The 25,713-nt window shown below is 64.9% G+C and carries 35 protein-coding genes; 1 reads left to right on the forward strand and 34 read right to left on the reverse strand.

Annotated features, from left to right (window positions below):
• Nucleotides 1-20 precede the first annotated feature (20 nt).
• Nucleotides 21-644, forward strand: coding sequence for a trimeric intracellular cation channel family protein (locus ACODRZ_RS20315; RefSeq protein ID WP_488972250.1), 624 nt, complete (start codon nucleotides 21-23; stop codon nucleotides 642-644).
• Here ACODRZ_RS20315 and ACODRZ_RS20320 read toward each other — a convergent pair.
• The 34 genes from ACODRZ_RS20320 to rplC form a co-directional block, all read right to left on the reverse strand.
• Nucleotides 641-1,690 carry a phosphotransferase family protein gene (locus ACODRZ_RS20320; RefSeq protein WP_488972251.1) on the reverse strand — a complete coding sequence of 350 codons (1,050 nt, stop codon included), beginning with the start codon at nucleotides 1,688-1,690 and terminating at the stop codon, nucleotides 641-643. The two genes, ACODRZ_RS20315 and ACODRZ_RS20320, sit on opposite strands and share 4 nt — an antisense overlap.
• 176 nt (nucleotides 1,691-1,866) lie before the next feature.
• Nucleotides 1,867-2,700, reverse strand: a complete 834-nt coding sequence (locus ACODRZ_RS20325) for an IclR family transcriptional regulator (protein ID WP_488972252.1) — start codon at nucleotides 2,698-2,700, stop codon at nucleotides 1,867-1,869.
• Between the two features lie 98 nt (nucleotides 2,701-2,798).
• Complete coding sequence (locus ACODRZ_RS20330) at nucleotides 2,799-4,379, reverse strand: class I adenylate-forming enzyme family protein (protein ID WP_488972253.1); 1,581 nt, start codon at nucleotides 4,377-4,379, stop codon at nucleotides 2,799-2,801.
• 159 nt (nucleotides 4,380-4,538) lie between these two features.
• Nucleotides 4,539-5,156: a hypothetical protein gene (locus tag ACODRZ_RS20335; RefSeq protein WP_488972254.1), complete on the reverse strand. Its 618-nt coding sequence runs from the start codon at nucleotides 5,154-5,156 to the stop codon at nucleotides 4,539-4,541.
• A gap of 87 nt (nucleotides 5,157-5,243) precedes the next feature.
• Nucleotides 5,244-7,364 carry a prolyl oligopeptidase family serine peptidase gene (locus ACODRZ_RS20340; RefSeq protein ID WP_488972255.1) on the reverse strand — a complete coding sequence of 707 codons (2,121 nt, stop codon included), beginning with the start codon at nucleotides 7,362-7,364 and terminating at the stop codon, nucleotides 5,244-5,246.
• A 216-nt stretch (nucleotides 7,365-7,580) separates the two neighbouring features.
• A complete protein-coding gene (gene rplQ, locus ACODRZ_RS20345; protein WP_488972256.1) occupies nucleotides 7,581-8,003 on the reverse strand; it encodes a 50S ribosomal protein L17 in 423 nt (140 codons plus the stop codon).
• Nucleotides 8,004-8,129: 126 nt separating this feature from the next.
• The gene (locus ACODRZ_RS20350) at nucleotides 8,130-8,546 is read right to left on the reverse strand and encodes a diacylglycerol kinase family protein (protein ID WP_488972257.1); all 417 of its coding nucleotides are present in this window, start codon (nucleotides 8,544-8,546) and stop codon (nucleotides 8,130-8,132) included.
• 401 nt (nucleotides 8,547-8,947) lie between these two features.
• Nucleotides 8,948-10,015, reverse strand: coding sequence for a DNA-directed RNA polymerase subunit alpha (locus ACODRZ_RS20355; protein ID WP_330701486.1), 1,068 nt, complete (start codon nucleotides 10,013-10,015; stop codon nucleotides 8,948-8,950).
• A gap of 105 nt (nucleotides 10,016-10,120) precedes the next feature.
• Complete coding sequence (rpsK, locus tag ACODRZ_RS20360; protein ID WP_007011846.1) at nucleotides 10,121-10,510, reverse strand: 30S ribosomal protein S11; 390 nt, start codon at nucleotides 10,508-10,510, stop codon at nucleotides 10,121-10,123.
• 60 nt (nucleotides 10,511-10,570) lie between these two features.
• A complete protein-coding gene (gene rpsM, locus ACODRZ_RS20365; RefSeq protein WP_103099215.1) occupies nucleotides 10,571-10,939 on the reverse strand; it encodes a 30S ribosomal protein S13 in 369 nt (122 codons plus the stop codon).
• Nucleotides 10,940-11,287: 348 nt separating this feature from the next.
• Entirely contained in the window at nucleotides 11,288-11,998 is a 711-nt protein-coding gene (locus tag ACODRZ_RS20370) for an SRPBCC family protein (protein WP_488972258.1), read from the reverse strand.
• Between the two features lie 213 nt (nucleotides 11,999-12,211).
• Complete coding sequence (locus tag ACODRZ_RS20375) at nucleotides 12,212-12,859, reverse strand: adenylate kinase (RefSeq protein ID WP_488972259.1); 648 nt, start codon at nucleotides 12,857-12,859, stop codon at nucleotides 12,212-12,214.
• Between the two features lie 40 nt (nucleotides 12,860-12,899).
• Nucleotides 12,900-14,267, reverse strand: coding sequence for a preprotein translocase subunit SecY (gene secY / locus ACODRZ_RS20380; protein ID WP_488972260.1), 1,368 nt, complete (start codon nucleotides 14,265-14,267; stop codon nucleotides 12,900-12,902).
• Nucleotides 14,268-14,510: 243 nt separating this feature from the next.
• Nucleotides 14,511-14,990 (reverse strand): 50S ribosomal protein L15, encoded by a 480-nt coding sequence (gene rplO / locus ACODRZ_RS20385; RefSeq protein ID WP_488972261.1) that lies wholly within the window; start codon nucleotides 14,988-14,990, stop codon nucleotides 14,511-14,513.
• Between the two features lie 390 nt (nucleotides 14,991-15,380).
• The gene (locus ACODRZ_RS20390; protein WP_488972262.1) at nucleotides 15,381-16,580 is read right to left on the reverse strand and encodes an ankyrin repeat domain-containing protein; all 1,200 of its coding nucleotides are present in this window, start codon (nucleotides 16,578-16,580) and stop codon (nucleotides 15,381-15,383) included.
• A gap of 292 nt (nucleotides 16,581-16,872) precedes the next feature.
• Entirely contained in the window at nucleotides 16,873-17,049 is a 177-nt protein-coding gene (gene rpmD, locus ACODRZ_RS20395; RefSeq protein WP_008828220.1) for a 50S ribosomal protein L30, read from the reverse strand.
• Nucleotides 17,050-17,054: 5 nt separating this feature from the next.
• Nucleotides 17,055-17,789: a 30S ribosomal protein S5 gene (gene rpsE, locus ACODRZ_RS20400; RefSeq protein ID WP_008828221.1), complete on the reverse strand. Its 735-nt coding sequence runs from the start codon at nucleotides 17,787-17,789 to the stop codon at nucleotides 17,055-17,057.
• A gap of 2 nt (nucleotides 17,790-17,791) precedes the next feature.
• The gene (gene rplR / locus ACODRZ_RS20405; protein WP_008828222.1) at nucleotides 17,792-18,130 is read right to left on the reverse strand and encodes a 50S ribosomal protein L18; all 339 of its coding nucleotides are present in this window, start codon (nucleotides 18,128-18,130) and stop codon (nucleotides 17,792-17,794) included.
• Nucleotides 18,130-18,663 (reverse strand): 50S ribosomal protein L6, encoded by a 534-nt coding sequence (gene rplF / locus ACODRZ_RS20410; RefSeq protein WP_488972263.1) that lies wholly within the window; start codon nucleotides 18,661-18,663, stop codon nucleotides 18,130-18,132. Before rplF ends, rplR begins: the two co-directional genes overlap by 1 nt.
• The gene (gene rpsH, locus ACODRZ_RS20415; protein ID WP_008828224.1) at nucleotides 18,663-19,058 is read right to left on the reverse strand and encodes a 30S ribosomal protein S8; all 396 of its coding nucleotides are present in this window, start codon (nucleotides 19,056-19,058) and stop codon (nucleotides 18,663-18,665) included. Before rpsH ends, rplF begins: the two co-directional genes overlap by 1 nt.
• A gap of 12 nt (nucleotides 19,059-19,070) precedes the next feature.
• The gene (gene rpsN / locus ACODRZ_RS20420) at nucleotides 19,071-19,376 is read right to left on the reverse strand and encodes a 30S ribosomal protein S14 (protein WP_008828225.1); all 306 of its coding nucleotides are present in this window, start codon (nucleotides 19,374-19,376) and stop codon (nucleotides 19,071-19,073) included.
• Nucleotides 19,377-19,402: 26 nt separating this feature from the next.
• Nucleotides 19,403-19,984 (reverse strand): 50S ribosomal protein L5, encoded by a 582-nt coding sequence (rplE, locus tag ACODRZ_RS20425; RefSeq protein ID WP_008828226.1) that lies wholly within the window; start codon nucleotides 19,982-19,984, stop codon nucleotides 19,403-19,405.
• Complete coding sequence (gene rplX / locus ACODRZ_RS20430) at nucleotides 19,977-20,294, reverse strand: 50S ribosomal protein L24 (RefSeq protein ID WP_008828227.1); 318 nt, start codon at nucleotides 20,292-20,294, stop codon at nucleotides 19,977-19,979. The genes rplE and rplX overlap by 8 nt, the downstream gene beginning before the upstream one ends.
• Nucleotides 20,294-20,662: a 50S ribosomal protein L14 gene (rplN, locus tag ACODRZ_RS20435; RefSeq protein ID WP_008828228.1), complete on the reverse strand. Its 369-nt coding sequence runs from the start codon at nucleotides 20,660-20,662 to the stop codon at nucleotides 20,294-20,296. Before rplN ends, rplX begins: the two co-directional genes overlap by 1 nt.
• A 195-nt stretch (nucleotides 20,663-20,857) precedes the next feature.
• Complete coding sequence (gene rpsQ / locus ACODRZ_RS20440; RefSeq protein WP_008828229.1) at nucleotides 20,858-21,127, reverse strand: 30S ribosomal protein S17; 270 nt, start codon at nucleotides 21,125-21,127, stop codon at nucleotides 20,858-20,860.
• Between the two features lie 11 nt (nucleotides 21,128-21,138).
• The gene (rpmC, locus tag ACODRZ_RS20445; protein WP_008828230.1) at nucleotides 21,139-21,342 is read right to left on the reverse strand and encodes a 50S ribosomal protein L29; all 204 of its coding nucleotides are present in this window, start codon (nucleotides 21,340-21,342) and stop codon (nucleotides 21,139-21,141) included.
• Entirely contained in the window at nucleotides 21,342-21,776 is a 435-nt protein-coding gene (gene rplP / locus ACODRZ_RS20450; protein WP_008828231.1) for a 50S ribosomal protein L16, read from the reverse strand. Before rplP ends, rpmC begins: the two co-directional genes overlap by 1 nt.
• A 21-nt stretch (nucleotides 21,777-21,797) precedes the next feature.
• Nucleotides 21,798-22,493 (reverse strand): 30S ribosomal protein S3, encoded by a 696-nt coding sequence (gene rpsC / locus ACODRZ_RS20455; protein ID WP_008828232.1) that lies wholly within the window; start codon nucleotides 22,491-22,493, stop codon nucleotides 21,798-21,800.
• Between the two features lie 3 nt (nucleotides 22,494-22,496).
• On the reverse strand, nucleotides 22,497-22,874 hold the full coding sequence (gene rplV, locus ACODRZ_RS20460; protein WP_008828233.1) for a 50S ribosomal protein L22: 378 nt from the start codon (nucleotides 22,872-22,874) through the stop codon (nucleotides 22,497-22,499).
• The gene (gene rpsS, locus ACODRZ_RS20465) at nucleotides 22,871-23,152 is read right to left on the reverse strand and encodes a 30S ribosomal protein S19 (RefSeq protein ID WP_008828234.1); all 282 of its coding nucleotides are present in this window, start codon (nucleotides 23,150-23,152) and stop codon (nucleotides 22,871-22,873) included. Before rpsS ends, rplV begins: the two co-directional genes overlap by 4 nt.
• Before the next feature lie 6 nt (nucleotides 23,153-23,158).
• A complete protein-coding gene (rplB, locus tag ACODRZ_RS20470; RefSeq protein ID WP_008828235.1) occupies nucleotides 23,159-23,995 on the reverse strand; it encodes a 50S ribosomal protein L2 in 837 nt (278 codons plus the stop codon).
• 6 nt (nucleotides 23,996-24,001) lie between these two features.
• Nucleotides 24,002-24,310, reverse strand: a complete 309-nt coding sequence (locus ACODRZ_RS20475; protein WP_488972264.1) for a 50S ribosomal protein L23 — start codon at nucleotides 24,308-24,310, stop codon at nucleotides 24,002-24,004.
• On the reverse strand, nucleotides 24,303-24,929 hold the full coding sequence (gene rplD / locus ACODRZ_RS20480; protein WP_488972265.1) for a 50S ribosomal protein L4: 627 nt from the start codon (nucleotides 24,927-24,929) through the stop codon (nucleotides 24,303-24,305). The genes ACODRZ_RS20475 and rplD overlap by 8 nt, the downstream gene beginning before the upstream one ends.
• Before the next feature lie 2 nt (nucleotides 24,930-24,931).
• Nucleotides 24,932-25,681 (reverse strand): 50S ribosomal protein L3, encoded by a 750-nt coding sequence (gene rplC / locus ACODRZ_RS20485; RefSeq protein ID WP_488972266.1) that lies wholly within the window; start codon nucleotides 25,679-25,681, stop codon nucleotides 24,932-24,934.
• Nucleotides 25,682-25,713: the final 32 nt, after the last annotated feature.

Below are 25,713 nucleotides of genomic sequence, written 5' to 3' on the forward strand. Positions count from 1 at the left end.
GGCGTGTTAGGAGGCGAGCCATGATCCCGGCTTCCCCTGCCCTGCCGCCCGCCCTCGACCTTCTCGGCATCGCCGTTTTCGCGCTGACGGGCGCGCTGGCTGCCGCGCAGCTGCGCCAGACGTTCGTGACGGTGGCCTTCTTCGCGCTGATCACCGGCGTCGGCGGCGGCTCCTTGCGTGACCTGCTGATCGGCGCGCCGGTGTTCTGGGTGCACGATCCGCTGGTCGCGCCGGTGTGTCTCGGCGTTGCGCTGCTCGCGTGGTTCACGCCGGTGCGCTGGTGGCGCGGCCGCATCCTCGAATGGGCCGACGCGCTGGGCCTTGCCGTCTATGCGGTGTTCGGCACGATCAAGGCGCTCCACTGGGGCGTGCCGCCGGTTCCGGCCGTGCTGATGGGCGTGATCACCGGCTGCATCGGCGGCATCGTGCGCGACGTGCTGGCAGGCCAGCCGTCGATCCTGATGCGGCCCGAGCTATACGTCACGGCTGCCGCGCTCGCCGCCGGGGTCGCGGCGGGAGGCATCGCCGCCGGCCTGTCAGCGCCGACGACCTGGGCCATCGCGGTGCTCGCCGGGTTCGGCCTGCGCGGCGCGGCGATCCACTGGTCGCTTGGCCTGCCCCTCCACCCCGGCGAGGACGATTAGGCGACCTTCAACCGCCGCCGCATCGCTGCCTCGTCCATCATCGCCGTGCCGCGGAGCTGCCCGAGGCGCACGCCGGTGCAGGTCATCTTGAAGTGCGTGAAATCCTCGTACCATTCGAGGCCCGCCGCCGACTTGCCGCTGATCTCCTCCCACAGCGCGATCGTCTCCTCCCGCGTGCCCATGCCTTCGAGCCAGCCACCGTAAGTCGAGTTGCGGCCATGCATCGTCTCGGACAAAGTGCAGAACCACGCAAGGTCGTGAAGCGCCCCGCCCAGCGAAGGCTGCTCCCAATCCATCACCGCGACGACCTGGAAGTCGTCGTCGAACATCATGTTGCCGATGCGGGCGTCGCCCCAGACGATCCCTTCCGGATCGTGGACCGGCCAGGCGCCCTCCAGCCTTGCCAGAGCATCGCGCAGCACCGGCTGCGGCGCGACTTCCTCGAGCCAGGCGGTGAAGCGCTGGTACTTGTCCCATTCCTGAACCAGCCCGTGCCCTGTGGCACCCTTGCCGCCGAGAAACCCCGCCCTGGCCACCGGCACCCGCTGGATCGCGGCCAGTTGCTCCACCGCGCTGCGCCACAAGCGGCGGCGTTGCTCCGGCGCGGCATCATGCAGCCAGCCCTCGCGGCCGTAGGGCGGGATCGAGACGGGAACACGGCCCTGCTTCTTCTCCATGACGAAGAACGGATTGCCGAGGATCGAGGGGTCCTCCTCGAACCACAGCGGCCTTGCCACGCGGACAAGCCCGTCGTCCGACAGCAGCTTCATGATCGCGTACTGCTCGTCGAACAGGGTGTCGGGGAATACGGTGAAGGCCTGCGGCCTGATGCGCACGACGCAGCCCTGCGTATGCCGACGCCCAGCCTCGGTCCAGTGCGTGTCGAACAGGATCGTCTCGTGGCTCTGGCCCGCCCCGCGCGGGTAGGCGAGGTCCGTGACCGAAATCGCGCTCGCCGCCGGTAGCCGTCCACCAAGCCAGCGTTCGAGCCGTCCGGCAAGTTCGGCAAGGTCCCGCGTTTCCGGGGCAACGATTACGTCAGACACAGCCTCTCTCCCGCCTGGCGATGCCTGATTATCGATAAGTTCGACATCGCGAATTTATTTTCGCGATAATTGATATGCGGACAGCAAGACGCGGTCAAGCGAAGTGAACCTCGCCCAAGCGGTGTTTGATTATCAGGATTTTGCCAAAGCGCGCGAACGAGCCCGCCGCGCAGGATTCAGTCGTCCTCGCCGCCGCCGGCGAGAAAGCCGGAAATGCGGGCGCTGGCCTCGGCGAGTCGCCAACCGGCCTGCGCCAGCGCCGTGCCATTCATCGCGCCGTGGAAGCCCGCCATGACGAGCGCCATCATCACCCGGTTGCGGCTGTCGTAGATCGGCGCCATCAGCGCCACGAGCGGATAGACCCGCTGCGCATCGACCTCAAGCAACGGGACGACCGGCGGGTCTTCGGTGCCCGACCGAACGCCCAGTTCCTCCTCGCTGCCCGGACGCCGCAGCAGCGCGACGTAGCCATGCGTGCGGACGAACTCCAGCCCGACACGGAACTGCGCGAGTTGCTCCTCCCCCAGCGGCGGATCCGCGCGCGAAACCCATGCATCGGCGTCGCGGGCGGAGCGGGCGAAAAAGGTCATCGCCTGAATCCAGCGCAGCGGCATGCGCGTGCCCAGCGGGACCGGATAACCGATATGGCTGAGCGAGGCCGCACGCTCGCGCAAGTGGATCACGTCGCCTTCGAGGAAGTAAGCGCCGCAGACCACGTCGAATTCGTCCGCGAGGCTGCGCATCTCGGGCTGCGCGACCTGCAGCGGCGAGAAGTGCGCCGCCGCCGTTCGCCCGATCGCCGCAAGCGCCGGGCCGAGCACGTAAGTCTTGTCAGTCGTGCGGTAGAGATAACCGACGTCGACCAGCCCGGTCAGCAGCGCATGGCAGGTCGCCCGGCTCAACTTGAGTGCCCGCACCAGATCCGTCAGCGCGAACGCCTGTCCGGGATGGTCGGCGATGAAGTTGAGGATGGCCGCGACGCGGGCGACACCGGGGGAGGAACGCGACATGGCTGCTTTCGATATTTCGAACTGCCTTGGCCTATGGGCAATGCCCCCGGTTCGTCAATAGACACACCTGTTCAATAAGGCGAACTTCGTGCCGCTTCTCATGGGCTCCGACCAAGCCGGTCTTCCATCATTCGCGCCAGTTCGCGCCTGGCCACCTTGTTGGAATGCAGCAGCGGCACCTCGTCGCGGCCCATCGGCACATAAGCCCGCGGAACCTTGTAGCTGGAGAGCCGCCGCCGCAGTTCGGTCTCGATGACGGCGAAGTCCGGCTCGGCGCCTTCGCGCGCGATCACCGCAGCAACCAGCAGCGCACCGCGCTCCCGATCGGGCAGGCCGACCACGTAGGCGGTGTGGACCCCGTCGAGCGACTGCAGTTCCATCTCCACTTCGGCGGGCGACACGTTGGAGCCCGATACCTTGATCATGTCCCCGCCGCGCCCGACGAAGTGGACCCGGCTGCCCTCCGCACGCTCCTCCACCATGCACATGTCGCCGGTGCGATAGTAGCCGTCGGGCGTGTAATGCTCGGCCCGCTCGATCTTGTGGAGGCCGCTCGCGACAGGATAGCCGCGCACCTGCATCTCGCCCACCTCGCCCGTCGCGACCGGGAGGTTGTCCGCATCGGCGATACGGACCTCGTAGCCCGGGCCGAAATGGTCCATCGGCGCGCAGACCGGCCGCCCCGGCGCACGAAAATCGTCGCCCCAGGAATAAGGCCCCAGGGTCTCGCTCATGCCAAGGCCCCACCAGGGCTTGGGGCCGCGCATCGCCGCCAGATCTTCCTCGGCAAGCACCGAGCCCATCGCAAAGCGGCTGTTGGACAGCGTGCGCTCGGTGCACACCACGGTTGCCCCCGCCTCGAGCCCCGGTACGAGGTACATCATCATGCCGCCGACCCAGAACATCGGCAGGATGCAGGCCACCCGCTTGCCGGGAACATGCCCCATCATCTCGCGCATGGTGTGGCTGCGGAAGCAGACGGGGCCGTGGGCATGACGCACCCCCTTGGGCAAAGCCATCGAGCCGGAGGTATAGATCTCGACCATCTGGTCAGTCGGGTGCACTTCCGCTTCGACCTCGCGCAGCAGATCTTCACCAACCGTTGCCGCCGCCCTGGTCAGCCAGTCGAGCGAGGCAACGCAGGCAGGCAGACCTTCGCCATCCGAGACGATCCAGCGCAAGTAGGGCACCCGGCCGAGGCGCAGCGCTCCACTGTCCTGCCCTTCCAGTTCCGGAAGTGCCTCAAGAACCCGCTCGACATAGTCCTTGCCCAACATGGAGCGCTGGACGACGAGCCCCTGGATGTCCGACTGGCGCAGCACGCGGACGAGTTCATTGGCGCGGATCATGGTGCTGATCGGCACCGCAACCGCACCGATCCGGCTCACCGCCGCCAGCATCACCGCGAAGTCCGGCCCGTTGCCGTGGATGAAGCCGACCCGCGCGCCCTTGCCGATCCCGCGCGCCAGCAACCCGCGCGCCAGCAGCGCCGAGCGTGCGTCGAGTTCGCCATACGTCACGGAGGCGACCGTCGCCTCGCCGTCTTCCAGCGTCACGGCGACGGCATCGCCATAGGCCTGCGCCACGGCGCGGACGAAGCGCGCAAAAGTCTGCGCCTTGCCAGGAAGTTCCCCGGAATTATCGGCGCCAGAGGTTTCAGGGGTAGCCTCGATGCTCACGTTTCCGGCTCTCCTCTCGACCGCACCGGCGCGCGAGCATCGGACACGACCATCGGCAACCGCTCAAGCAGTTCGCCATTTCAAATCAAGAGTCGATATTCCGGAAAATGACCCCGAGTGCAACGCCCCCGCAGTACGATACCGCGCGGGCGTTCCCGTTCAGATCATGCCGTGCCCGTCCACCGCCACCGAACGGATATGTCCGGTGTCGTCGACGCTGCAGGCAAACGGGCGACCGTCCTGAAGGCGCCCTTCGACACTGTAGCGCTCGCCCATGCGGCGCACCGATTCCACCGAGTCGACGCGCTTGTCGCTGCGCTCGAGTTCGGCCGAGCAGGCATCGACGGCGCTACCAAGCGATCCTCCACCGGCAGGCTCGTCGGCATAGTCGCGTCCGGCTACCGGCCCGCCCGGATATTGCGCCACGCCGGGCCCATCGGCGGGAGGAGTGCCGTAACCGGCATCGTCGTCCGCATCGTGACCGGCGCCCTCGGCTCCCGCCGGTCCGCCCGGATAGCGATAAGGCTCGGGCTCGTCATCGCGCGTGGAGGCCTTGTCCTTGCTGACAGCCGATGCGATCGCCGCGACGCCACCGACTACGAGCAGCCCGGCCAGGAGATCGCCCCCATCGATGCCGCCACCGCGATAGTGGCGATGGCCGCGCCAGTCGCCCCTTCCCCAATCACCCCTGCCATGCGCCATGACCGGCGTGGCGGTGACGGAGAACACCGCCAGGGCGGCAAGGGCAACGGCGGTACGCGAACGGAACATTGTCATCGGGAGAAACCCTATCCGGCGCGCACGGTCCGCGCCGCCCAGGCCACGGGATTTACCCCGCTCATGCTGTCCTATGCATGAACCGGTTCACGGCGTGGCGGCCGTCGCTTCTCCCGCCTGCGCGACGTTCGTTTCGACTGGCAGACGCAACCCCGTCCACTGCGCGACGAAGGCAAGGATGTCCGCGCCCTCCTCGATCGCCTTGTCGGTAGGCTTGCCCGAGCCATGCCCGGCGCGCGTCTCGATACGAATCAACCGCGGCTTGGCCCCGAGATCCGCGTGTTGCAGCGCCGCCGTGTACTTGAACGAGTGCCCGGGCACCACGCGGTCGTCGGTATCGGCGGTCGTCACCAGGATCGCCGGATACTGCGCACCCTCGCGAATGTTGTGGTAGGGCGAATAGGCGCGCAGAACCTTGAAGTCGGCCTCCTGATCAGGCCGTCCGTAGTCGTCGGTCCAATAACGCCCTGCGGTGAAGCGATCGAAGCGCAGCATGTCCATGACGCCTACCTGCGCCACCGCCGCCGCGAACAGGTCCGGCCGCTGGTTCACCACTGCACCGACGAGCAGGCCGCCGTTGGAGCCGCCCTGTATCGCCAGTCCGTCCTTCTTCGCGATGCCCTCCTTCACGAGGAATTCGCCCGCCGCGATGAAGTCATCGAAGACGTTCTGCTTGTTCTGCCGCCGTCCGGCATCGTGCCACTCGCGCCCGTACTCGCCGCCGCCGCGCAAGTTGGCCAGCGCGAAGGCACCGCCCGCCTCCAGCCACGCCATGCGCGTCGCCGAGAAACCGGGGGTGAGCGAGACGTCGAAGCCGCCATAGCCGTAGAGCAGCGTCGGAACCGGCTGCTTCGCCCTGGCCACCGCGCGGCTGCGCACGATGAACATCGGCACGCGCGTCCCGTCCTTCGAGGTGAAGAAGCGCTGCTCGACCACGTAGGCCCCGGCGTCATAGCACATCTTGGGCGTCGCGAAGGGCGTGGTCGCCCCGGTCGCGAGGTCCATCCGGTAGATCGAGGCCGGGCAATTGAAGCTGGTGAAGGCGTAGAACGTTTCGGGATCGCCCGGCCGCCCGCGAAAACCCGAAGCGGTGCCGATGCCGTTCAGCGACAGGGTCTTCGCCGCGCTGCCGTCGAGCGCCAGGATTTCCGCATGGCTCGCCGCATCGCGCATGTAGTTGAGGACGAGCCGGTCGCCGACGATCCCGGCGCGCTCGAGGATGTCGTCACGCTCGGCGACGATCTCGCTCCATTCGGGCCTGGGCGTATCGAGATCGATACCGACAAGGCGATAGCGCGGCGCATTCTGGTTGGTCACGTACCACAGCTTGCGCCCCGCCCCCTCGACGAGCTTCCAGTCGTCGGTGAAGCCGGAGACGAGCGGCGTCGCCTTCCAGCCCTCCCGCTTCCTCTTGCCAAGGTCGATCACGCGGACTTCGTAGCGCGCGTCGGTGCCGACATGGCTGGTGATCAGCGCGAGGCGTCCGTCCTGCGTCACTTCCGCCACGTGCCCCCGGTCGGGAGCATCGGGCGTCGCGTAGACCAGTTCGTCCGCGTCCTGCGGCGTGCCGATGCGGTGGAAGTACACCGCCTGGTTATAGTTCAGCGACTGGAACGCCGCGCCTTCCTCGGGCGCCGGGAACCGGGAATAGAGGAAGCCCTCCTCGCCCACCCATGCCAGCGCGGTGAACTTGGCCCAGCGGACTTCGTCCTCCAGCGGCTCGCCGGTCCTGACGTCAAGCACCCGCAGGATGCGCCAGTCGCTGCCACCGTCCTGCACGCTGTAGAGCAGATAGCGGCCCTTCTGCGAGGGTTCCCACGAATCTAGCGCGGTGGCGCCATCCTTCGCCCAGGCATTGGGATCGAGCAGCAGGCGCGGCGCGCCGCCCAGCCCCTTTCGCACGAATAGCTGCGCCTGATTCTGCAGGCCGGTGTTGCGCGTATAGAAGTAGCTGCCGCCCGCCTTCACCGGGATACCAAACCGCTCGTAGTCCATGAACGCGCGGATGCGGCGCTGGAACCGTTCGCGCTGCGGAAGCGCGGTCAGGTACGTTTCGGTGACGGCGTTTTCACGGCTCACCCATTCGGCGACTTCCGGCGATTGCCGCACGTCGTCTTCCAGCCAACGGTAGGGATCGGCGATCCGATCGCCGAAATGGGTCTCTACGACAGTGTCGCGGCGGGTCTGCGGATAGCTGATCTCGGACATAGGCCCTGACCAGATGGGCGTTGCAGCTCCCGAGAGCAAGAGCGCCGCCACGACCCGAAGACTTCCGACTTTCACACAACCTCCCGACCCTGTCTTTGTGCCTTTCCTAGCACATCGTCAGGCCGGGCAAAGTGCGACGGGTGAGGCGAGCAAGAAAAAGCGGCCGCGAACCGAAGTCCGCGACCGCTCCTCTATCCCGTCCGGGACGCGCGAGGCTTACGCCTCGGCGAATTCCTCGGCGTCGGTGTGCACCGGACCGGAGTCCTGGCCCTTTGCATCGACGTCGCGGTCGACCAGTTCGATGATCGCGATCGGAGCGGCGTCCGAAGCGCGGTAGCCGGCCTTGATGATGCGGGTATAGCCGCCATCGCGGTCGGCGAAACGGGTCGCCAGAACTTCGAACAGCTTCTTTTCCTGGGTCTCGTCGAGAATGCGCGCGTGCGCGAGACGACGGTTCGAAAGACCGCCCTTCTTCGCGAGCGTGATCAGCTTCTCGATGTAGGGACGCAGTTCCTTCGCCTTGGGCGTGGTGGTCTGGATCTGCTCGTGCTTGATCAGCGCTGCGGCCAGGTTGCGCAACAGGGCCGCGCGGTGGCCGGACTTGCGCTGCAGCTTGCGGCCGCCCATCTTGTGACGCATATTCTTTACTCCGTTCGTCAGGCAGCCGTTCAAGGTACTGCCTGCCGGGCGATGTGGTTAGACCATCGCCCAAAGCCTGTTCACGTATTTGTGAAGCGCGCCCTCAATACGAAAACGGGGCGGGAGTCAAGGGCGGATGCCCACAAGTACCGCCCATATCGGCGGACCCAGTGTCAGAAGTCCGATACCGGCCGCGACGATCGACGCCACCAGCACTGCTCCGGCACATACGTCCTTGATCCGGCCGATCACCGGATCGAAGTTCGGTTCGATACGGTCGCACATCTGTTCGATGGCGGTGTTGAAGGCTTCGGCCAGCCACACCAGCCCCATCGCCAGAAACAGCCACCGCCAGTCGTTGGCGGAAACCTTCAGGAACAGCCCTGCCCCAATGGTCGCGATCGACGCCGCCAGATGCACCCGCGCATTGTGTTCGTTATGCACCAGCCAGCGCAGGCCGCGCCATGCGAAGACGAAACTCCTGAGCCGCGCTGCAATGGTGAAGCGGCCTGAAGATTTCAATGCGTTGGGCGATTCGATCATGCAAGCAATTCCAAAAGCACTCACCCCGCCCACTACATCCCGTCATTACGGCTGATGTCAGAAGCGGCACCAGCCCTTATCGCCGCCATCTTTGCGAAACAAACATGACGACGAGAATAAGCCCGCCGATAATAACGAAGCCCATAGCATAGAATTCAAGGAATCTTACCCAACTGCCGCCGTTCTTACGCGTTGCGTAAAATGCGCAGATGGCAGCGACCATCGATGCCCAGGAACTCAATCCCGCCCACACGAAAGCCAGCAATTGCCTGCAGCCGTACCAGAGTCCCCCAAAATACACCGGGTTCTCCTACAAGGGCTTCAACCTCGGAGATAACTCAAAGAAAAAGGCCCCGCGGTCAACCGCGAGGCCCTCTTCATTTCGAAACCCGAAGGTCCAATCAGCCGAGCAGTTCCTGCTCGAGCTTCTTGGCCATCTCTTCGATGTTCTCGGGCGGCCAGCCCGGAATGTCCATGCCGAGGCGCAGACCCATCGAGGACAGGACTTCCTTGATCTCGTTGAGCGACTTGCGGCCGAAGTTCGGCGTGCGCAGCATCTCGGCTTCGGTCTTCTGGACCAGATCGCCGATGTAGATGATGTTGTCGTTCTTGAGGCAGTTGGCCGAACGGACCGACAGTTCCAGCTCGTCCACCTTCTTGAGAAGGTAGCGGTTGAGCTGGTTGGTGTCGCTCTCTTCCGAAGCCGCCGCGCCGCCGACAGCCACGCCGATCATCGGCGAAGCGCCAACCGGGGCGATGTCCTCGAAGTGGACGAACAGCGCCAGCTGGTCCTGCAGGATGCGCGCGGCATAGGCCACGGCGTCCTCAGGGGTCACGGTGCCGTCGGTCTCGACCGTCAGGTTGAGCTTGTCGAAGTCAAGCTCCTGCCCGATGCGGGCGTTCTCGACCTTGTAGCTCACCTGGCGAACCGGCGAGTACAGCGAGTCGACCGGGATCAGGCCGATCGGCGCGTCAACCGGGCGGTTCGACACGGCGGGCACATAACCCTTGCCCGAGTCGGCAGTCAGCTCCATGTTGAGCGTCGCGCCATCGTCGAGGTGGCAGATCACGAGGTCCTTGTTCATGACCTCGATGTCGCCCGAAACCGCGATGTCACCGGCGGTGACGGCGGCGGGACCGGTGGCCGAAAGCTGGAGGCGCTTCGGACCGTCGCCCTGCATCTTGAGTGCGATCTGCTTGACGTTCAGGACGATGTCCGTGACGTCTTCACGCACGCCGGCGAGCGACGAGAATTCGTGGAGCACGTTCTCGATCTTGATCGAGGTGATCGCCGCACCCTGCAGCGACGAGAGCAGCACGCGACGCAGCGCGTTGCCGAGCGTCAGGCCGAAACCGCGCTCGAGAGGTTCGGCGACGAAGGTCGCCTTCAGCTTGGGGTCTGGTCCCGGCTTGATCTCAAGGCTGTTCGGCTTCTTGAGTTCCTGCCAGTTCTTGATGTTGACAGTCATGGACTTCCCCTGGGAGTGATGGCGGTTACGCCCCGAAGGCCTGGTGGAGAGGCCCGGGACGTTCCGAAGACGGGCGGCGACCGGTCACCGCCCGCATTAGCTCGATCAGACGCGGCGGCGCTTCGAGGGACGCACGCCGTTATGCGGAATCGGCGTGACGTCGCGGATCGAGGTAATCGTGAAGCCCACGGCCTGAAGGGCGCGAAGAGCGCTCTCACGGCCCGAACCCGGGCCCTTGACTTCGACTTCGAGGGTGCGGACGCCGTGCTCGGCGGCCTTCTTGCCGGCGTCGTCCGCAGCCACCTGAGCGGCATACGGGGTCGACTTGCGGCTGCCCTTGAAACCCATCATGCCCGCCGAGGACCACGAGATCGCGTTGCCCTGGGCGTCGGTGATGGTCACCATGGTGTTGTTGAAGCTTGCGTTCACGTGGGCGATGCCGCTCGTGATGTTCTTGCGCTCGCGGCGCTTAATGCGCTGAGGTTCGCGTGCCATATCGTATATCCTGTCGAATTATCGCTGCGGGAAACCGAAAGCCTGTACGGCTCCCTCGGCTTACTTCTTCTTGCCGGCGATCGGCTTGGCCTTGCCCTTGCGGGTGCGCGCATTGGTGTGCGTGCGCTGGCCGCGAACCGGAAGGCCCTTGCGGTGACGCAGGCCGCGGTAGCAGGCGAGGTCCATCAGACGCTTGATGTTCATCGCGGTCTCGCGACGAAGGTCACCTTCAACGGTGTGCTCGGCGTCGATGGTTTCGCGGATCTGCAGGACTTCAGCGTCCGACAGGTCCTGGATACGGCGGGTATGGTCGATGCCGAGCTTGTCGGCAATTTCCAGAGCCTTGGTACGGCCGATGCCGTGGATATACGTCAGCGCAATGATAACGCGCTTGTTGGTGGGGAGATTTACCCCTGCAATACGAGCCACTTAATTCTCCTGCTCCACAGAGGCGCGAGCGCGCGCCTCCATCTCAACGCTGTCACACCCGGGAAAGTCAAATGGCAAAAGGTCCGGCTGGCGGTAACTCGCGGGTGTTGTGGACACGCGGTATTGGCCTTCCGGACTTGCCGTTGCTGTCGAGTGAAGGGCGCGCTTAAAACGATTCGCGCGCAGAGTCAACGCCCGCGGCGTCGACCGGGCGCTGGCCTCCGCCATAAGGCGGGGCGGACGTCGCGCCTGTGACGCCTGTTTAACGCAATTCGCCGGCGCAGTCAAAGTGCGCAGCACCCCTCGCCATGGCGAACCTGTCCCATGACGGAACCTGGGTGCCGCGATTCAGCGACCTACCAGCGGTCCGTCGCTGGTTGACGGCCGACCGGAGAGCGGCACGATATCAAGGCCGACGGTGGGATCGGAGGCGGCAGGCTCCTCCCCCTCGGGCTTGGCGGGCACTTCGGAAACTTCGGTTTCGATCTTCGGGAAGGCCGCCGCGAAGGCGCCGCCCAGCTTCTCGGTCAGGCGCTGCAGCTGGCCGCCCAGCATGCCGTCCACCGCCGGCGCCAGCTTCTCGAACGACGTGCGGGTGAAGCCGCCCACGACGTATTCCAGCAGCACTTGCGCACCGCCCTTCCCGTCCGGCTTCAGCTGCACCGTCAGGGTGCCGATTGCCGCATCGGACTGCAGCGGCCCCAGCGCACCGCTCATCCGCAGGGCTCTGCCACGCTCCACGTAGATCACGCGCATATGCTCGACGCTACCGCGCGGCGAGGCCTTGGGCGAACTTTCGTTGGGCAGGATTTCGCAGAAACAGCCACCGGCTCGCGCATCGAGCGTGAGGTTCGCGGCATCGCCCGACCACGTATGCTCGGAATCCCACCAGACAGAGGGCTTTACCAGGACCGCCCAAGTTTCGTCCGGCGTCGCCGAGACTTGCGCGACGTGGCGCACCACGAAGCCACTGGCCGTTGCCTGCGCGACACTCGCGCTGGCGACCGAGGGAACGAGAGCCATGCCGGCTGCGGCCAGCGCAATTGCGAAAGACTTCATAACCAGATGCCCCTGCCCGGCCGCGAACGCCCCGTCAATGTCGCGACAGCGTCCATGCCAGATCGCGCGGCGCGCGTCATCCCCATGGCTGGCAGCCGTGAGGCCTGAGGATAACACAAGACCACCCGGGACGACTTGGGCCGCCCCGGGTGGTCTTGTGTTGCCGCGGGGCGGGAAGGACAAGCGCGCATCGGCACGCCATCCCGCGCTCCATCAGCTTGCGAGTATCGCCTCGATCGCGGCGGTCACTTCGTCCATGTCGGCCATGCCGTCGACTTTGGCGACGATGCCGCGCGCCTCGTAGACCGGCAGGATCGGCGCGGTCTTGGCACGGTATTCGGCCATGCGGGTGCGAACGGTCTCGGCATTGTCGTCGGGACGGCGCTTGAATTCGTGCCCGCCGCACTTGTCGCAGGTGCCCTCGACCTTCGGCTTTTCGAAGGTGTCGTGGTAGCCCTTGCCGCAAGTGGCGCAGGTGAAGCGGCCGGTGATGCGCTCGACCAGCGCATCCTCGTTCACTTCCAGCTCGATCACGTGGCCCAGCTTGCGGCCGCGCGCTTCGAGGATCGCATCCAGCGATTCGGCCTGCGCCTCGGTGCGTGGATAACCGTCGAAGATGGCGCCCGTGTCGGCACCCATCGCGTCGAGTTCGTCACCGATCAGCGCCGAAACGATGGCATCCGAAACCAGTTCGCCACGCTCCATGACCGCCTTCGCTTCGAGCCCGGTCGGCGTCCCCGCCTTGACTGCGGCGCGCAGCATGTCGCCGGTCGAGAGCTGGCGCATGCCGTGCTTCTCGACAAGACGCTGTGCCTGGGTTCCCTTGCCCGCCCCCGGCGGCCCCAGCAGGATAATGTTCACGCCCTGAATCCCCCTCGGTTTTACGTTATCGGCACGCGCCTCAGCGCATGCGGCCCTTCAGCTTGGCCTTCTTGATGAGGTCGCCATACTGGTGCGCCAGCAGGTGCGACTGAATTTGGGTGATCGTATCGACGGTCACGTTGACGACGATCAGCAGACTCGTGCCACCCATGAAGAGCAGCGGCAAGCCCGTCATCGACAGGAAGTACTCAGGCACCGTGCAGACGATGACCAGGTAGGCCGCACCGATCACGGTGATGCGCGTCAGCACATAGTCGAGATAGACTGCGGTGTTCTTGCCCGGACGGATGCCGGGAATGAAGCCACCGTTCTTCTTCAGGTTGTCCGAGGTCTCTTCCGGATTGAAGACGACCGCCGTGTAGAAGAAGCAGAAGAACACGATGCCCGCTGCGTAGAGCAGCATGTAGAGCGGCTTGCCGTGGCCGAGGTACTGGTTGAGCGAGACCACGATCTTGCCCATCGTCGAATCCGGCGTCAGCGACTTGCCCGCGAACTGGCTGATCGTCAGCGGCAGCAGCAGCAGCGAGCTGGCGAAGATCGGCGGGATCACGCCGGCGGTGTTGAGCTTGAGCGGCAGATGACTGCGGTCGGGCTGCATCATCCCGCGCTGGGTGGCGCGCTTGGGATACTGGATCAGCAGGCGGCGCGTGGCGCGTTCCATGAAACAGATCATCAGGATCATCGCCACCACCAGCGCGATCAGCGCGATGATGAGGATCGAACCGGTGTCGCCCGCCGAGTAGGCCGAGCCGAGGTTGCTGGCGAACGTCGGCATCTGCGCGACGATACCCGCCATAATGATGAGCGAAACGCCGTTGCCGATCCCGCGCGAGGTGATCTGCTCACCCAGCCACAGCAGGAACATGGTGCCGCCGATCAGCGAGATCACCGCGCCGACGCGGAACGGGATGCCCGGGTCGACCACGGCGCCCAGACCGCGCGAGGTCGACAGCGCCTCGAGACCGGTAGCGATGGCGTAGCCCTGCACGATGCACAGCAGCACGGTGCCGTAGCGCGTGTACTGGTTCAGCTTCTTGCGCCCGGCCTCGCCTTCCTTCTTCAGCGCGACGAGCGCCGGATGGAGCGAGGCGGCCAGCTGCACCACGATCGAGGCGGTGATGTACGGCATCACGCCGAGCGCGATCAGGCTCATGCGCGAAAGCGAACCGCCCGAGAAGGTGTTGAACAGGTCAAGGATGCCGCCCTGCGTCTGCAGGTAGAGATCGCGCAGCGCGACGGGGTTCACACCCGGCAACGGCACGAAGCTCAGGAAGCGGAACACGATAAGCGCGCCGATGGTGAACCAGATACGGTTCTTCAGCTCGGTGGCCTTGGAGAAATTGGCCAGGCTGAGCGTGCTGGCGATGTTGTCGGCGCGTGAAGCCATGACGTTCTAAAAAGCCTCGAAGAATCTGATCGGACTCGCCCTTAGCGGCTCATGCCTGCCTTGTCGAACCCGGGAAGGAAACTGGCCATATAGACATTGGAACGAGGTCCGAAAGACCCGCCCCGCACGAATCGGCTCCAGTGTGCCGCCCGCGCATCACATTTGTCGACACCTTACAGCAAGAGAGGGCGAAGCGCCCGGCGCCCGCCCTCTCCCTTATGCCTTCGCGTGTCGCGCCGGAAGTTAGGCTGCTGCCTCTTCCTTGGCGGGAACGATGACCGAACCGCCGGCCTTCTCGACCGCGGCAACGGCACCGGCCGAAGCGCCGGCAACGTTGAAGGTGACCTTGGCGGTCAGCTCACCCTTGGCGAGGAGGCGCACGCCGTCCTTGCCGCCACGGGCCAGGCCGACGGCCTTGAGCGCGGCGTGATCGACAACGCCGGTGATGTCCAGCTTGCCGGCGTCGATGAACTTCTGGACGAGGCCCAGGTTCACTTCCGCATAGTCCTTGGCGAACTTCTTGTTGTTGAAGCCACGCTTCGGCAGACGCATGTGGAGCGGCATCTGGCCGCCTTCGAAGCCGTTGATCGAAACGCCCGAGCGTGCCTTGGCACCCTTCTGGCCGCGACCCGAGGTCTTGCCCTTGCCCGAGCCGATACCACGGCCGACGCGCATGCGGCGGTGACGGGCGCCGGCGTTGTCACGGATGTCATTCAGTTTCATGTTCTGCACTCGCTTTCGCTTTGAGTCGCGCTGATAGGAAGCGGCGCCCCTAGCGGATGAGGCCGGGCTTGTCACCCCGGATTCGGGAAGAGCGGATCATCGGCCTTCCGGGCTTACACAAAAGCGCCTGTGAAACCCCGAGGTTAGCTTTTTACAGTGAATGACTTCCGCCCATTCCCTGTGACCTTTCGCGTGTCCCCTCCCCGCTTCGAAGCGTTGTCCGCATCTTCACTGTCATTCCCGCGAACGCGGGAACCCATCTGCTGAAAGAGCCTGTTGCACCGGCATCAGCTGGATCCCCGTCTTCGCGGGGATGACTGGTGAGGGAGCGAGACAACAGCGCGCCCTCACCCATCCGCTATCGCATGGATCACGGTATGTAGGACAGCCTCAGCTGCCGCCGCCGAAGCCCACCAGCAGCTTGGCGCTCTCCGGCACCCGCGTGCCGAAGGCGTCGCGCGCAGGCGCCCAGCGCACGATCTCCACCGCCAGCCCGCACAGTTCCTTGTCGAAAGCGGGCGAAACGGAGGCCGGATCCATCTTGCACTCTGTCGTGTTGCCCTGCTCGTCTACCTGGAAGTTCAGATCGTAGCGGCCGAACGGCTTGGCCTTGAGCTGGGTTTCGTAGCGCTCCTTGAGTTCGGTGAGCGCGTGGTTGAACTCGACGAGGCTCGCGTCGTCCCAGCGCGGCTTCTGGCGCAGGCTGGCGAACTGCTCCTCGGTGACCAGAGGCCGCATCGCGCGGATGACACCATACCAGCGCATGACGCGCGCGATCTGCAGCGGCGACTGGCGATCGATGGTGGTCTGGCAGGTCCCGCCGATCGGGTCGGCCTTGGCCCGCAGCAGTGCCTGTGCAGCAGGCCAGCGATGATAGGCGACCGCCCAGGCAAGCGGCGTCAGGCCGAACAGGTCGGGCTTGTCGATGGCCTTGGGGTCGCGTTCCAGCAGAATGCCGATGTCGCGGATCGAGCCGCGCCGCGCTGCTGCACCGAGCCCGTGTTCCATGCGCGCAACGCCGAGTTCGGCGAAGCCGTAAGGCTGTTCGACGCCCGCATCGGAATTGTCGGGAAGCGCAGGCTGCGGACCTGCCTTGTCCACGGCCCGGCAGACGTCCGCATAAGGATAGCGCGGATCGGCGAGCATCGCGGCGTTGTAGCGGCGGCCGAAGCCGGTGACGGTGTCGTCGGGCTTCTGCTGCCCGCCCTCGACCTTGCTCTCGGGCAGGAAGGCCACCGCGCGCACGGTCCAGGGCGAAAGGCCGCCGAGCATGCGGCACTGTACGCCGTAGGCCTCGGTGGAGATGCCGGTCGGCGTCGTCGCTGCGATCAGGCGGAAGTCGCCCATGTCGAGCGCCTTGTGCGCTTCGGCCACGGCATTGGCGCTGCCGTCCTTCAGCTTGCGGCGCAGCGTGCGGTCGCCCTTGCGCAGCTTGCCCAGGAACGCGGTATCCGCGCGCAGGTCGCCGCATTGCGTGACCGATGCGCCCTCGACGCCGAGATTGCCCTTGGGCGCGTCGTCGGAGCACGCGGCCATCGTCAGCGCGCCCATGCACAGGATGGTGGCCGTCAGAAGCCGCTTGCCGATCAAGACCTGTCCCCGAATGCAAAACCAAAGCGCCAGCACGGCGCCGATGAAGCCCGCGCGAATAGCATAGCCGTGGGCGGTGGGAAGAGCCTATCCGCCAGTTCCTCCCCGAGCTTGTCTCGGGGAGGTGGCAGCCCGTCAGGGCTGACGGAGGGGGAATTGTCCGCCTTCGCCCCCTCCACCACCCGCTGCGCGGGCGGTCCCCCTCCCCGAGACAAGCTCGGGGAGGAATAGAAAAGGCCCCGGTGTTTCCACCGAGGCCCTTCTGTATCGTTCAACGTGAACCGGTGACGGTTCAGTCGACGATCTTCACCATGTGCGGCAGCTTGGCGATGGCACCGCGCACTTCGGCGGTGTCTTCGCGCTCCACGATACGGTGCATCTTGCCGAGGCCGAGACCGATGAGGATCTTCTTCTGGCTCTCGGGGCGACGGATCGGCGAACCGATCTGCTGGATCTTGATCTTCGCCATGATGCTTACTCCACGATGGCTTCGGCAGCGGCCTCGGCCTCTACCTCGGTAGCACCACCGCGACCAAGCAGGTCGGCGATCTTCTTGCCACGACGCTGGGCCACCGACTTCGGCGAAGTCTGCGTGGTCAGCGCGTCGAAGGTGGCGCGGATCATGTTGTACGGGTTCGAGGTGCCCACCGACTTGGTGACGACGTCAGCGACGCCCAGGCTCTCGAACACGGCGCGCATCGGACCACCGGCGATGATGCCCGTACCGGCCGGAGCCGTACGCACGTTCACCTTGCCGGCGCCGAAGTGGCCCTTGCCGTCGTGATGGAGGGTACGACCTTCCTTCAGAGCGACGCGGATCATCTTCTTCTTGGCCGAGGCAGTCGCCTTGGTGATCGCCTCGGGAACTTCGCGGGCCTTCGAGTGACCGAAGCCCACGCGGCCCTTGCCGTCACCGACGACGACGAGCGCGGCGAAGCCGAAGCGCTTACCGCCCTTGACGGTCTTGGAGACGCGGTTGATGTGAACGAGCTTTTCGATCAGCTCTTCACCCTGCTCCTCGTCGGCGTTGCGATTGCCGCGACGGTCGTCACGACGGCCGCCACGGCCACCGCGCTCACCACCGCGATCGTTGCCGCCACGGCCACGGCCGCCACGACCACGACCGCCTTCGCGGTTACCCTCGAACGGCGCGCCGCCCTGGGGTGCTTCAGCCGAAACCGGCTGCGTGTTGTTGTTTTCGTCAGCCATGATCAGAACTCCAGCCCGCCTTCACGGGCGGCTTCGGCAAGCGCCTTGACGCGGCCGTGATACAGGAAGCCACCGCGGTCGAACACGACCGAGGTAACACCCGCCTTCTTGGCGGCCTCGGCGAGTTCCTTGCCAACGCGGGTCGCGGCGTCGAGGTCGGTGCCCTTGGCGCCCAGCGTGTTGGCTGCAGCGACGGTGTGGCCCTGCGCATCGTCGATGATCTGCGCATAGATGTGACGGCCGGTGCGGTGCACCGACAGACGGGGACGACCACCCGAACGGGCCTTGAGCGCGGTGCGAACGCGGCGCGCGCGGCGATCGAAGAGAGACAGCTTTGCCATTACTTCTTCTTCCCTTCCTTGCGGAAGATGTACTCACCGCGGTAGGCGATACCCTTGCCCTTGTAGGGCTCAGGCTTGCGCCAGCGGCGAATTTCGGCCGCAAGCTGGCCGACCTTCTGCTTGTCGATGCCCGAGATTTCGACCGTGGTGTTATCCGGGGTCTTGACCTCGATGCCTTCCGGCACGGCGATGTCGACGTCGTGCGAGTAGCCGAGCTGCAGCTTCAGGGTCTTGCCCTGCGAAGCGGCACGGTAGCCGACGCCCTTGATGTCGAGGATCTTGGTGAAGCCGTTGGTGACGCCTTCGATCAGGTTCGACACGAGGGTGCGCTGAAGGCCCCAGTGGCTGCGCGACTGCTTCGACTGGCCGATGGGCTGCACGGCGATCGCACCGTCGTCCACCGAGTAGGTGACGAGGTCCGACAGACCCAGGGTCAGGGTGCCCTTGGGGCCCTTTACCGAGAGAACACCGTTGTCGATGTTGGCGGTGACGCCGTTGGGAACGGTCACCGGCTTCTTACCGATGCGGCTCATTAGAACACCTCCGCCAGCACTTCGCCGCCGACGTTCTGCGCACGTGCTTCGGCATCCGAGAGCACGCCACGCGGCGTCGAGACGATGGTGATGCCGAGACCGTTGCGAACGACCGGGAGTTCCTTCGAACCCGAGTAGACGCGGCGGCCAGGCTTGGAGACACGAGCGATGTGCTTGATGGCGGCTTCGCCTTCGAAGTACTTCAGCTCGATGCGCAGCTGCGGGTGGGCGCCGGTGGCGTCGTCGGAGAAGCCACGGATGTAGCCTTCACGCTGGAGAACTTCCAGGACGCGCGCACGCAGCTTCGAGGCCGGCGACAGGACGGAGTCCTTCTTCGCCTGCTGGCCGTTGCGGATGCGGGTGAGCATATCACCCAGGGGATCGGTCAATGCCATTGCTTCTAACCCTTACCAGCTCGACTTGGTCACGCCGGGGATCATGCCCTTGTTGGCAAGATCACGCAGCTCGACGCGGCACAGGCCGAACTTGCGGTAATAACCGCGCGGACGGCCGGTCGTGGCGCAACGGTTGCGAACCCGGGTGGGGTTTGCGTTGCGCGGGATCTCGGCCAGCTTCAGGCGAGCAATGAGACGCTCGGTTTCATCGAGCGACTGATCGTCAGCGACCGCCTTGAGGCGTTCATACTTGCCTGCATACTTCTTGACGAGCTTCTTGCGACGCTCATTCTTGTTCACGGAACTCAGTTTCGCCATGGACTTAAGCTCTCTTCCTCAGCGGCTCACGCCGCCTCCTGCTGTTCCGACTCTTCAGCCGGGAACGGGAAACCGAACAGACGCAGCAGCTCGCGCGCTTCGTCGTCGGTCTTCGCGGTGGTGGTCACGATGATGTCCATGCCACGAACCTTGTCGATCTTGTCGTAGCTGATCTCCGGGAAGATGATCTGCTCCTTCAGGCCCATGGCGTAGTTGCCACGGCCGTCGAACGACTTGGGGTTCAGGCCACGGAAGTCGCGGATGCGGGGCATCGCGATCGTGACGAGACGATCCAGGAACTCGTACATGCGCTCGCGGCGGAGCGTCACCTTGCAGCCGATCGGCATGCCTTCGCGCAGCTTGAACTGTGCGATCGACTTGCGGGCCTTGGTGATGACGGGCTTCTGACCGGCGATGAGTTCCATCTCGGCAGCGGCAGTCTGGACCTTCTTCTTGTCCTGGCTGGCTTCACCGACGCCCATGTTGAGCGTGATCTTCTCGATCTTCGGGATTTCCATCACGTTCTTGTAACCGAACTTCTCGGTCATCGCCTTCGCGATTTCAGCGTCGAACTTCGTGCGCAGACGCGGAGTGTACTGCTCAGCCATCGATCGTCTCCCCGGACTTCACGGCCACGCGGACCTTGACGCCGTCCTTGATTTCGAAGCGAACGCGGGTCGGCTTGCCGTCCTTGTCCGCAACAGCGACCTTGCTGATGTGCATCGGCGCGGGAACGCGGTCGATGCCGCCCTGCGGGTTCTGCTGGGTGGGCTTGCGGTGCTTGGTGGCAACGTTCACGCCTTCGACGACAACCTTGCCGTCCTTGGGCTGAACCTGCAGCACGGTGCCGGTGCGGCCCTTATCCTTGCCGGACAGGACGACGACGGAGTCACCCTTCTTGATCTTAGCGGCGGCCATTACAGCACCTCCGGCGCGAGCGAGATGATCTTCATGAAGCCACGGCCGCGCAGTTCGCGCACCACGGGGCCGAAGATACGGGTGCCGATCGGCTCCTCGTTCTTGTTGATCAGCACGGCAGCATTGCTGTCGAAGCGGATCACGCTGCCGTCCGTGCGGCGCACGTCCTTGCGGGTGCGCACGATCACAGCACGGTGAACGTCGCCCTTCTTGACGCGAGCGCGGGGCTGCGCCTCCTTGATCGACACCACGATGATGTCGCCGACGCCGGCGAAACGACGCTTGGAGCCACCCAGTACCTTGATGCACTGGACGCGCTTTGCGCCGCTGTTGTCCGCCACGTCGAGATTGGATTGCATCTGGATCATCGATCCGAGTCCTTCTCATCTGGCTTGCCGGAACCAGTCCGGCAGTTCCTAAAAAGACAGGCCCCCGAAGAGGCCCGAGTCGCCCTGCGCGGGCGAAGGCGGCCCTTTGCCGCATTCACCCGCGAAGGTCAACACTTGTGTCAGGTAAGGCCAAAGCCGGGACCTTGCAGCCCCGGCTTCGATCTTAGCGGAGGATCAAACCTCGGCTTCGAGTGCCGTACCCTTGCTCGCCTGAAGACGGTCAAGAACCTTCCAGGTCTTGGTCTTCGAGTAAGGCGCCGTCTCCTCGATCCGGACTTTCTCGCCGGTCTTGAAGGCGTTGTCCTCGTCGTGGGCGTGGTACTTCTTCGAGCGGCGGATGATCTTCCCGTAAAGGGGGTGCTTCACCTTGCGCTCGACGAGCACGGTCACGGTCTTGTCCGTCTTGTCGGAGACGATAGTCCCGCTAAGAATACGCTTGGGCATCGTGTTTCTCCTTACGCCTTCGCCGCGGCGGAACGCTCAGCCTGGAGCGTCTTGATGCGGGCGATGTCGCGACGGACTTCCTTGATGCGTGCCGGGGCTTCGAGCTGGCTCGTAGCAGCCTGGAAACGCAGGTTGAACTGCTCGCGCTTGAGATCGACGAGGTCAGCGGTCAGCTGGTCGTCGGTCTTGGCGCGAAGATCTTCGGTCTTGGCCATTATTCGCCTCCCAGGTGCGAGGTGTCACCGAGGCGGGCGACGACCTTGGTCTTGATCGGCAGCTTCATCGCGGCGCGGCTGAAAGCCTCGGCGGCGAGCTGGCCGGCAACACCGTCCACTTCGAACAGGATACGGCCGGGCTTGACGCGGGCCGCCCAGTATTCGACCGAACCCTTGCCCTTACCCTGACGGACTTCGGCAGGCTTCTTCGAAACCGGCACGTCCGGGAAGACGCGGATCCAGAGACGACCCTGGCGCTTGAGGTGACGGGTGATCGCGCGGCGGGCCGCTTCGATCTGGCGTGCGGTGATCCGCTCGGGCTCCATGGCCTTGAGGCCGTAGGAACCGAAGTTCAGGTCGGTGCCACCCTTGGCGTCGCCCTTGATCCGGCCCTTGAAGGCCTTGCGGAACTTGGTCTTTTTCGGTTGCAGCATGGTGCTAACTCTATCCTAGACTCAGCGGGCCGGACGGACGCCGGAGGTCTGAGCCTCCATCATCAGTCGATCCTGCGCCATCGGGTCGTGACCAAGGATCTCGCCCTTGAAGACCCACACCTTGATGCCGATGATACCGTAGGCGGTCAGCGCCTCGGCAGCGGCATAGTCGATGTTCGCACGCAGCGTGTGAAGCGGAACGCGACCTTCGCGGTACTGCTCCAGACGGGCGATTTCAGCGCCGCCGAGACGGCCGCCGCACATGATCTTGATGCCTTCGGCACCCAGACGCATGGCGGACTGCATCGCGCGCTTCATCGCACGGCGGAACGCCACGCGGCGGATCAGCTGGTCGGCGATACCCTGGGCGATCAGCTTGGCGTCGACTTCCGGCTTGCGGATTTCGACGATGTTCAGCTTCACTTCGCTCGAGGTCATCGCGGCCAGCTGCTTGCGCAGCTTCTCGATGTCCGCGCCCTTCTTGCCGATGATGACACCGGGACGGGCAGCGAAGATCGAGATGCGGCACAGCTTGGCCGGACGCTCGATCACCACCTTCGAGATCGCAGCCTGCGGCAGGGTCTCGATGATGAACTTGCGGATCTTGAGGTCTTCCTCAAGCAGCTTGCCGTAGTCCCGGCCTTCGGCGAACCAACGGCTGTCCCAGGTACGGTTGATCTGCAGGCGCAGACCGATCGGATTGCTCTTATGACCCATGGATCAGGCCTCCTCGACTTCGCGAACGACGATCCGCAGGCGCGAAAACGGCTTCAGGATGCGCGTGGACTTGCCGCGACCACGAGCGTGGAAACGCTTCATGGTCACCGACTTGCCGACCGACGCCTCGGCGACGACGAGAGCGTCGACGTCGAGGTTGTGGTTGTTTTCCGCGTTGGCGATCGCCGAGGCGAGAACCTTGCGGGCGTCGACCGCCATGGCCTTCTTGGAGAAGGCCAGGACGTTCATCGCGTCTTCCGCGCGCATGCCGCGGATCAGGGCAGCGACAAGGTTGAGCTTCTGGGCCGAACCACGAATGTTCGTGTTGACCGCAAGAGCTTCCTTGTCACCTACGCGGCGGGGTGCTGCTTGCTTGCTCACTTGCGCTTGCCCTTCTTGTCGGCGGCGTGGCCGGGGAACGAGCGGGTGGGAGCGAACTCACCCAGCTTGTGACCGACCATGTCCTCGTTGACCGCAACGGGAATGAACTTGTGCCCGTTGTACACCTGGAAGGTGAGACCAACGAACTGCGGGAGAATGGTGGAGCGACGCGACCAGGTCTTGATCGGACCAGCGCGGCTGCCGGCATCCTGCGCGACTTCGGCCTTCTTGAGAAGGTAGAGGTCGACGAAGGGGCCTTTCCAGACGGAACGTGCCATCGTGACTTACCTCTTCTTCTTGGCGTGACGCGAACGGATGATGAGCTTGTCCGTCTGCTTGTTGTTGCGGGTGCGGGCACCCTTGGTCGGCTTGCCCCAGGGCGTAACCGGGTGACGACCACCCGAGGTACGGCCTTCACCACCACCGTGCGGGTGGTCGACCGGGTTCTTGGCGACGCCGCGGGTAAGCGGACGACGACCCAGCCAGCGACCGCGACCGGCCTTGGCGAGGGTCTGGTTCGAGTTGTCGGGGTTCGAGACCGCGCCAACCGTGCCCATGCAATCGCCGCGCAGGTAGCGCTGCTCGCCCGAGTTCAGGCGGACGATGACCATGCCGCGGTCACGACCGACGACCTGGACATAGGTCCCTGCCGAACGTGCGATCTGGCCGCCCTTTTCAGGCTTCATCTCGACGTTGTGGCAGATCGTGCCGACCGGCATCTGGGACAGAAGCATGGCGTTGCCCGGCTTCACGTCGGTCTTCTCGCCGGCGACGATCACGTCACCGACTGCGAGACGCTGCGGCGCGATGATGTAGGTCAGTTCGCCGTCCGTGTACTTCACCAGCGCGATGAACGCGGTGCGGTTGGGATCGTATTCGATACGCTCCACGGTGGCTTCCATGTCCCACTTGCGACGCTTGAAGTCGATGAAGCGGTACTTCTGCTTGTGGCCGCCAGCGATGCCGCGCGAGGTCACGTGACCCTTGTTGTTGCGGCCGCCGGTCTTGCTCTTGCCTTCGGTCAGCGCCTTGAGGGGCTTGCCCTTCCAGAGCGACGACTTGTCGACGAGGACCAGGCCGCGGCGTGCGGGGCTGGTCGGGTTATAATGCTTGAGTGCCATCGGAAATTAACCCCGCGCGCCTTCGGTGATGTCAATCGACTGGCCTTCGGCCAGCGTGACGATCGCCTTCTTCACGTCGCTGCGGCGGTAAGCCTTACCGCGCCAGCGCTTGGTCTTGCCCTTGACGACGAGCGTGTTCACGCCGGTCACCTTGACTTCGAAGAGTGCCTCGACGGCAGCCTTGATCTCGGGCTTGGTCGCCTTGTCGGCCACCTTGAAGACAACCGCGTTCTGCTCGGAAAGCAGGGTCGACTTCTCGGTGATGTGCGGAGCAAGGATGACGTCGTAGTGACGGATGTCGATGGTCTTAGCCATTGAAACGCGCCTCCAGCTTTTCGACAGCGGCGCGCGTCAGCACCAGCGTATCATGCTTCAGGATGTCGTAGACGTTCGCGCCGACGGCCGGGAGAACGTTCACGCCGACGATGTTGCGGGCTGCGAGAGCGAAGCCCTCGTTGACCTGCTCGCCGTCCATGACGAGAACCTTCTTGCCGAAGTTCGCCTTGGCGAGCTGACCGGCCAGAGCCTTGGTCTTCGCGTCGGCGATGTCGAGCGAGTCGACGATCACGAGGCCGTTCTGAGCCTTGGCCGAAAGAGCCATCTTCAGACCGAGCGCACGGATCTTCTTGTTGAGCGAGATGTTGAACTCGCGGCGACGTGCACCGTGAGCCTTACCACCGCCGATGAACACCGGAGCAGCGCGGTCGCCGTGACGAGCGGTACCACCACCCTTCTGGTTGCCGAACTTCTTGCCGGTGCGTGCGACTTCCGAACGCTCGCGGGTCGCGCGGGCGATGCCGCGACGGTTCTCGAGCTGCCAGGTGACGACGCGGTGCAGGATGTCGGCGCGCGGCTCGAGACCGAACACGTCGTCCGACAGTTCGATGTCGCCCTTGCCGGCAGTGCCGTCGATGTTGAGGACCTGAACCTTCATGATTAGCCCTCCTGGCCTTCGGTCGCTTCGGGCGCCGCGGTTTCAGCAGGCGTGTCGGCAGCGGCCGTGTCGTTGGTCACCGACTTGATGCCGGCGGGGTACGGAGCCTCGGCGTGGCGGTCGACCTTGACGGCGTCCGCAACGGTGAGCCAGGTGTTCTTCGCGCCCGGGACCGAGCCCTTGACGAAGATCAGGCCACGCTCGTCGTCCACGCGGACGATTTCGAGGTTCTGCTGGGTGCGCTGACGGTCGCCCATGTGGCCGGCCATCTTCTTGTTCTTGAACACCTTGCCCGGATCCTGACGGTTACCCGTCGAACCGTGCGCACGGTGCGAGATCGACACACCGTGGGTGGCGCGCATACCGCCGAAGCCCCAGCGCTTCATAGCGCCCTGGAAGCCCTTACCCTGGGTGTGGCCGCCCACGTCGACGAGCTGGCCCGGGACGAAGTGCGAAGCCGCAATCGTCGCGCCAACCTCGAGGAGGGCGTCGTCGGCGACGCGGAATTCCGCGACGCGCATCTTGAGGGGAACCTGAGCCTTGGCGAAGTGCTCACGCTGCGGCTTGGCAACGTTCTTCTGCTTGGCTTCGCCCGCGCCGAGCTGAACGGCGACGTAGCCGTCACGTTCTTCGGTACGGACAGAGACGACCTGGCAATCCTCCAGCGCCAGGACGGTGACGGGCACGTGGCGACCGTCCTCCTGGAACAGGCGGGTCATCCCGACTTTCTTTGCGATCACGCCGGTACGCATGACCTTACTCCTTACAGAGGCGTACGCAGGAC

The sequence above is a fragment of the Novosphingobium sp. FG90 genome (assembly GCF_057808725.1).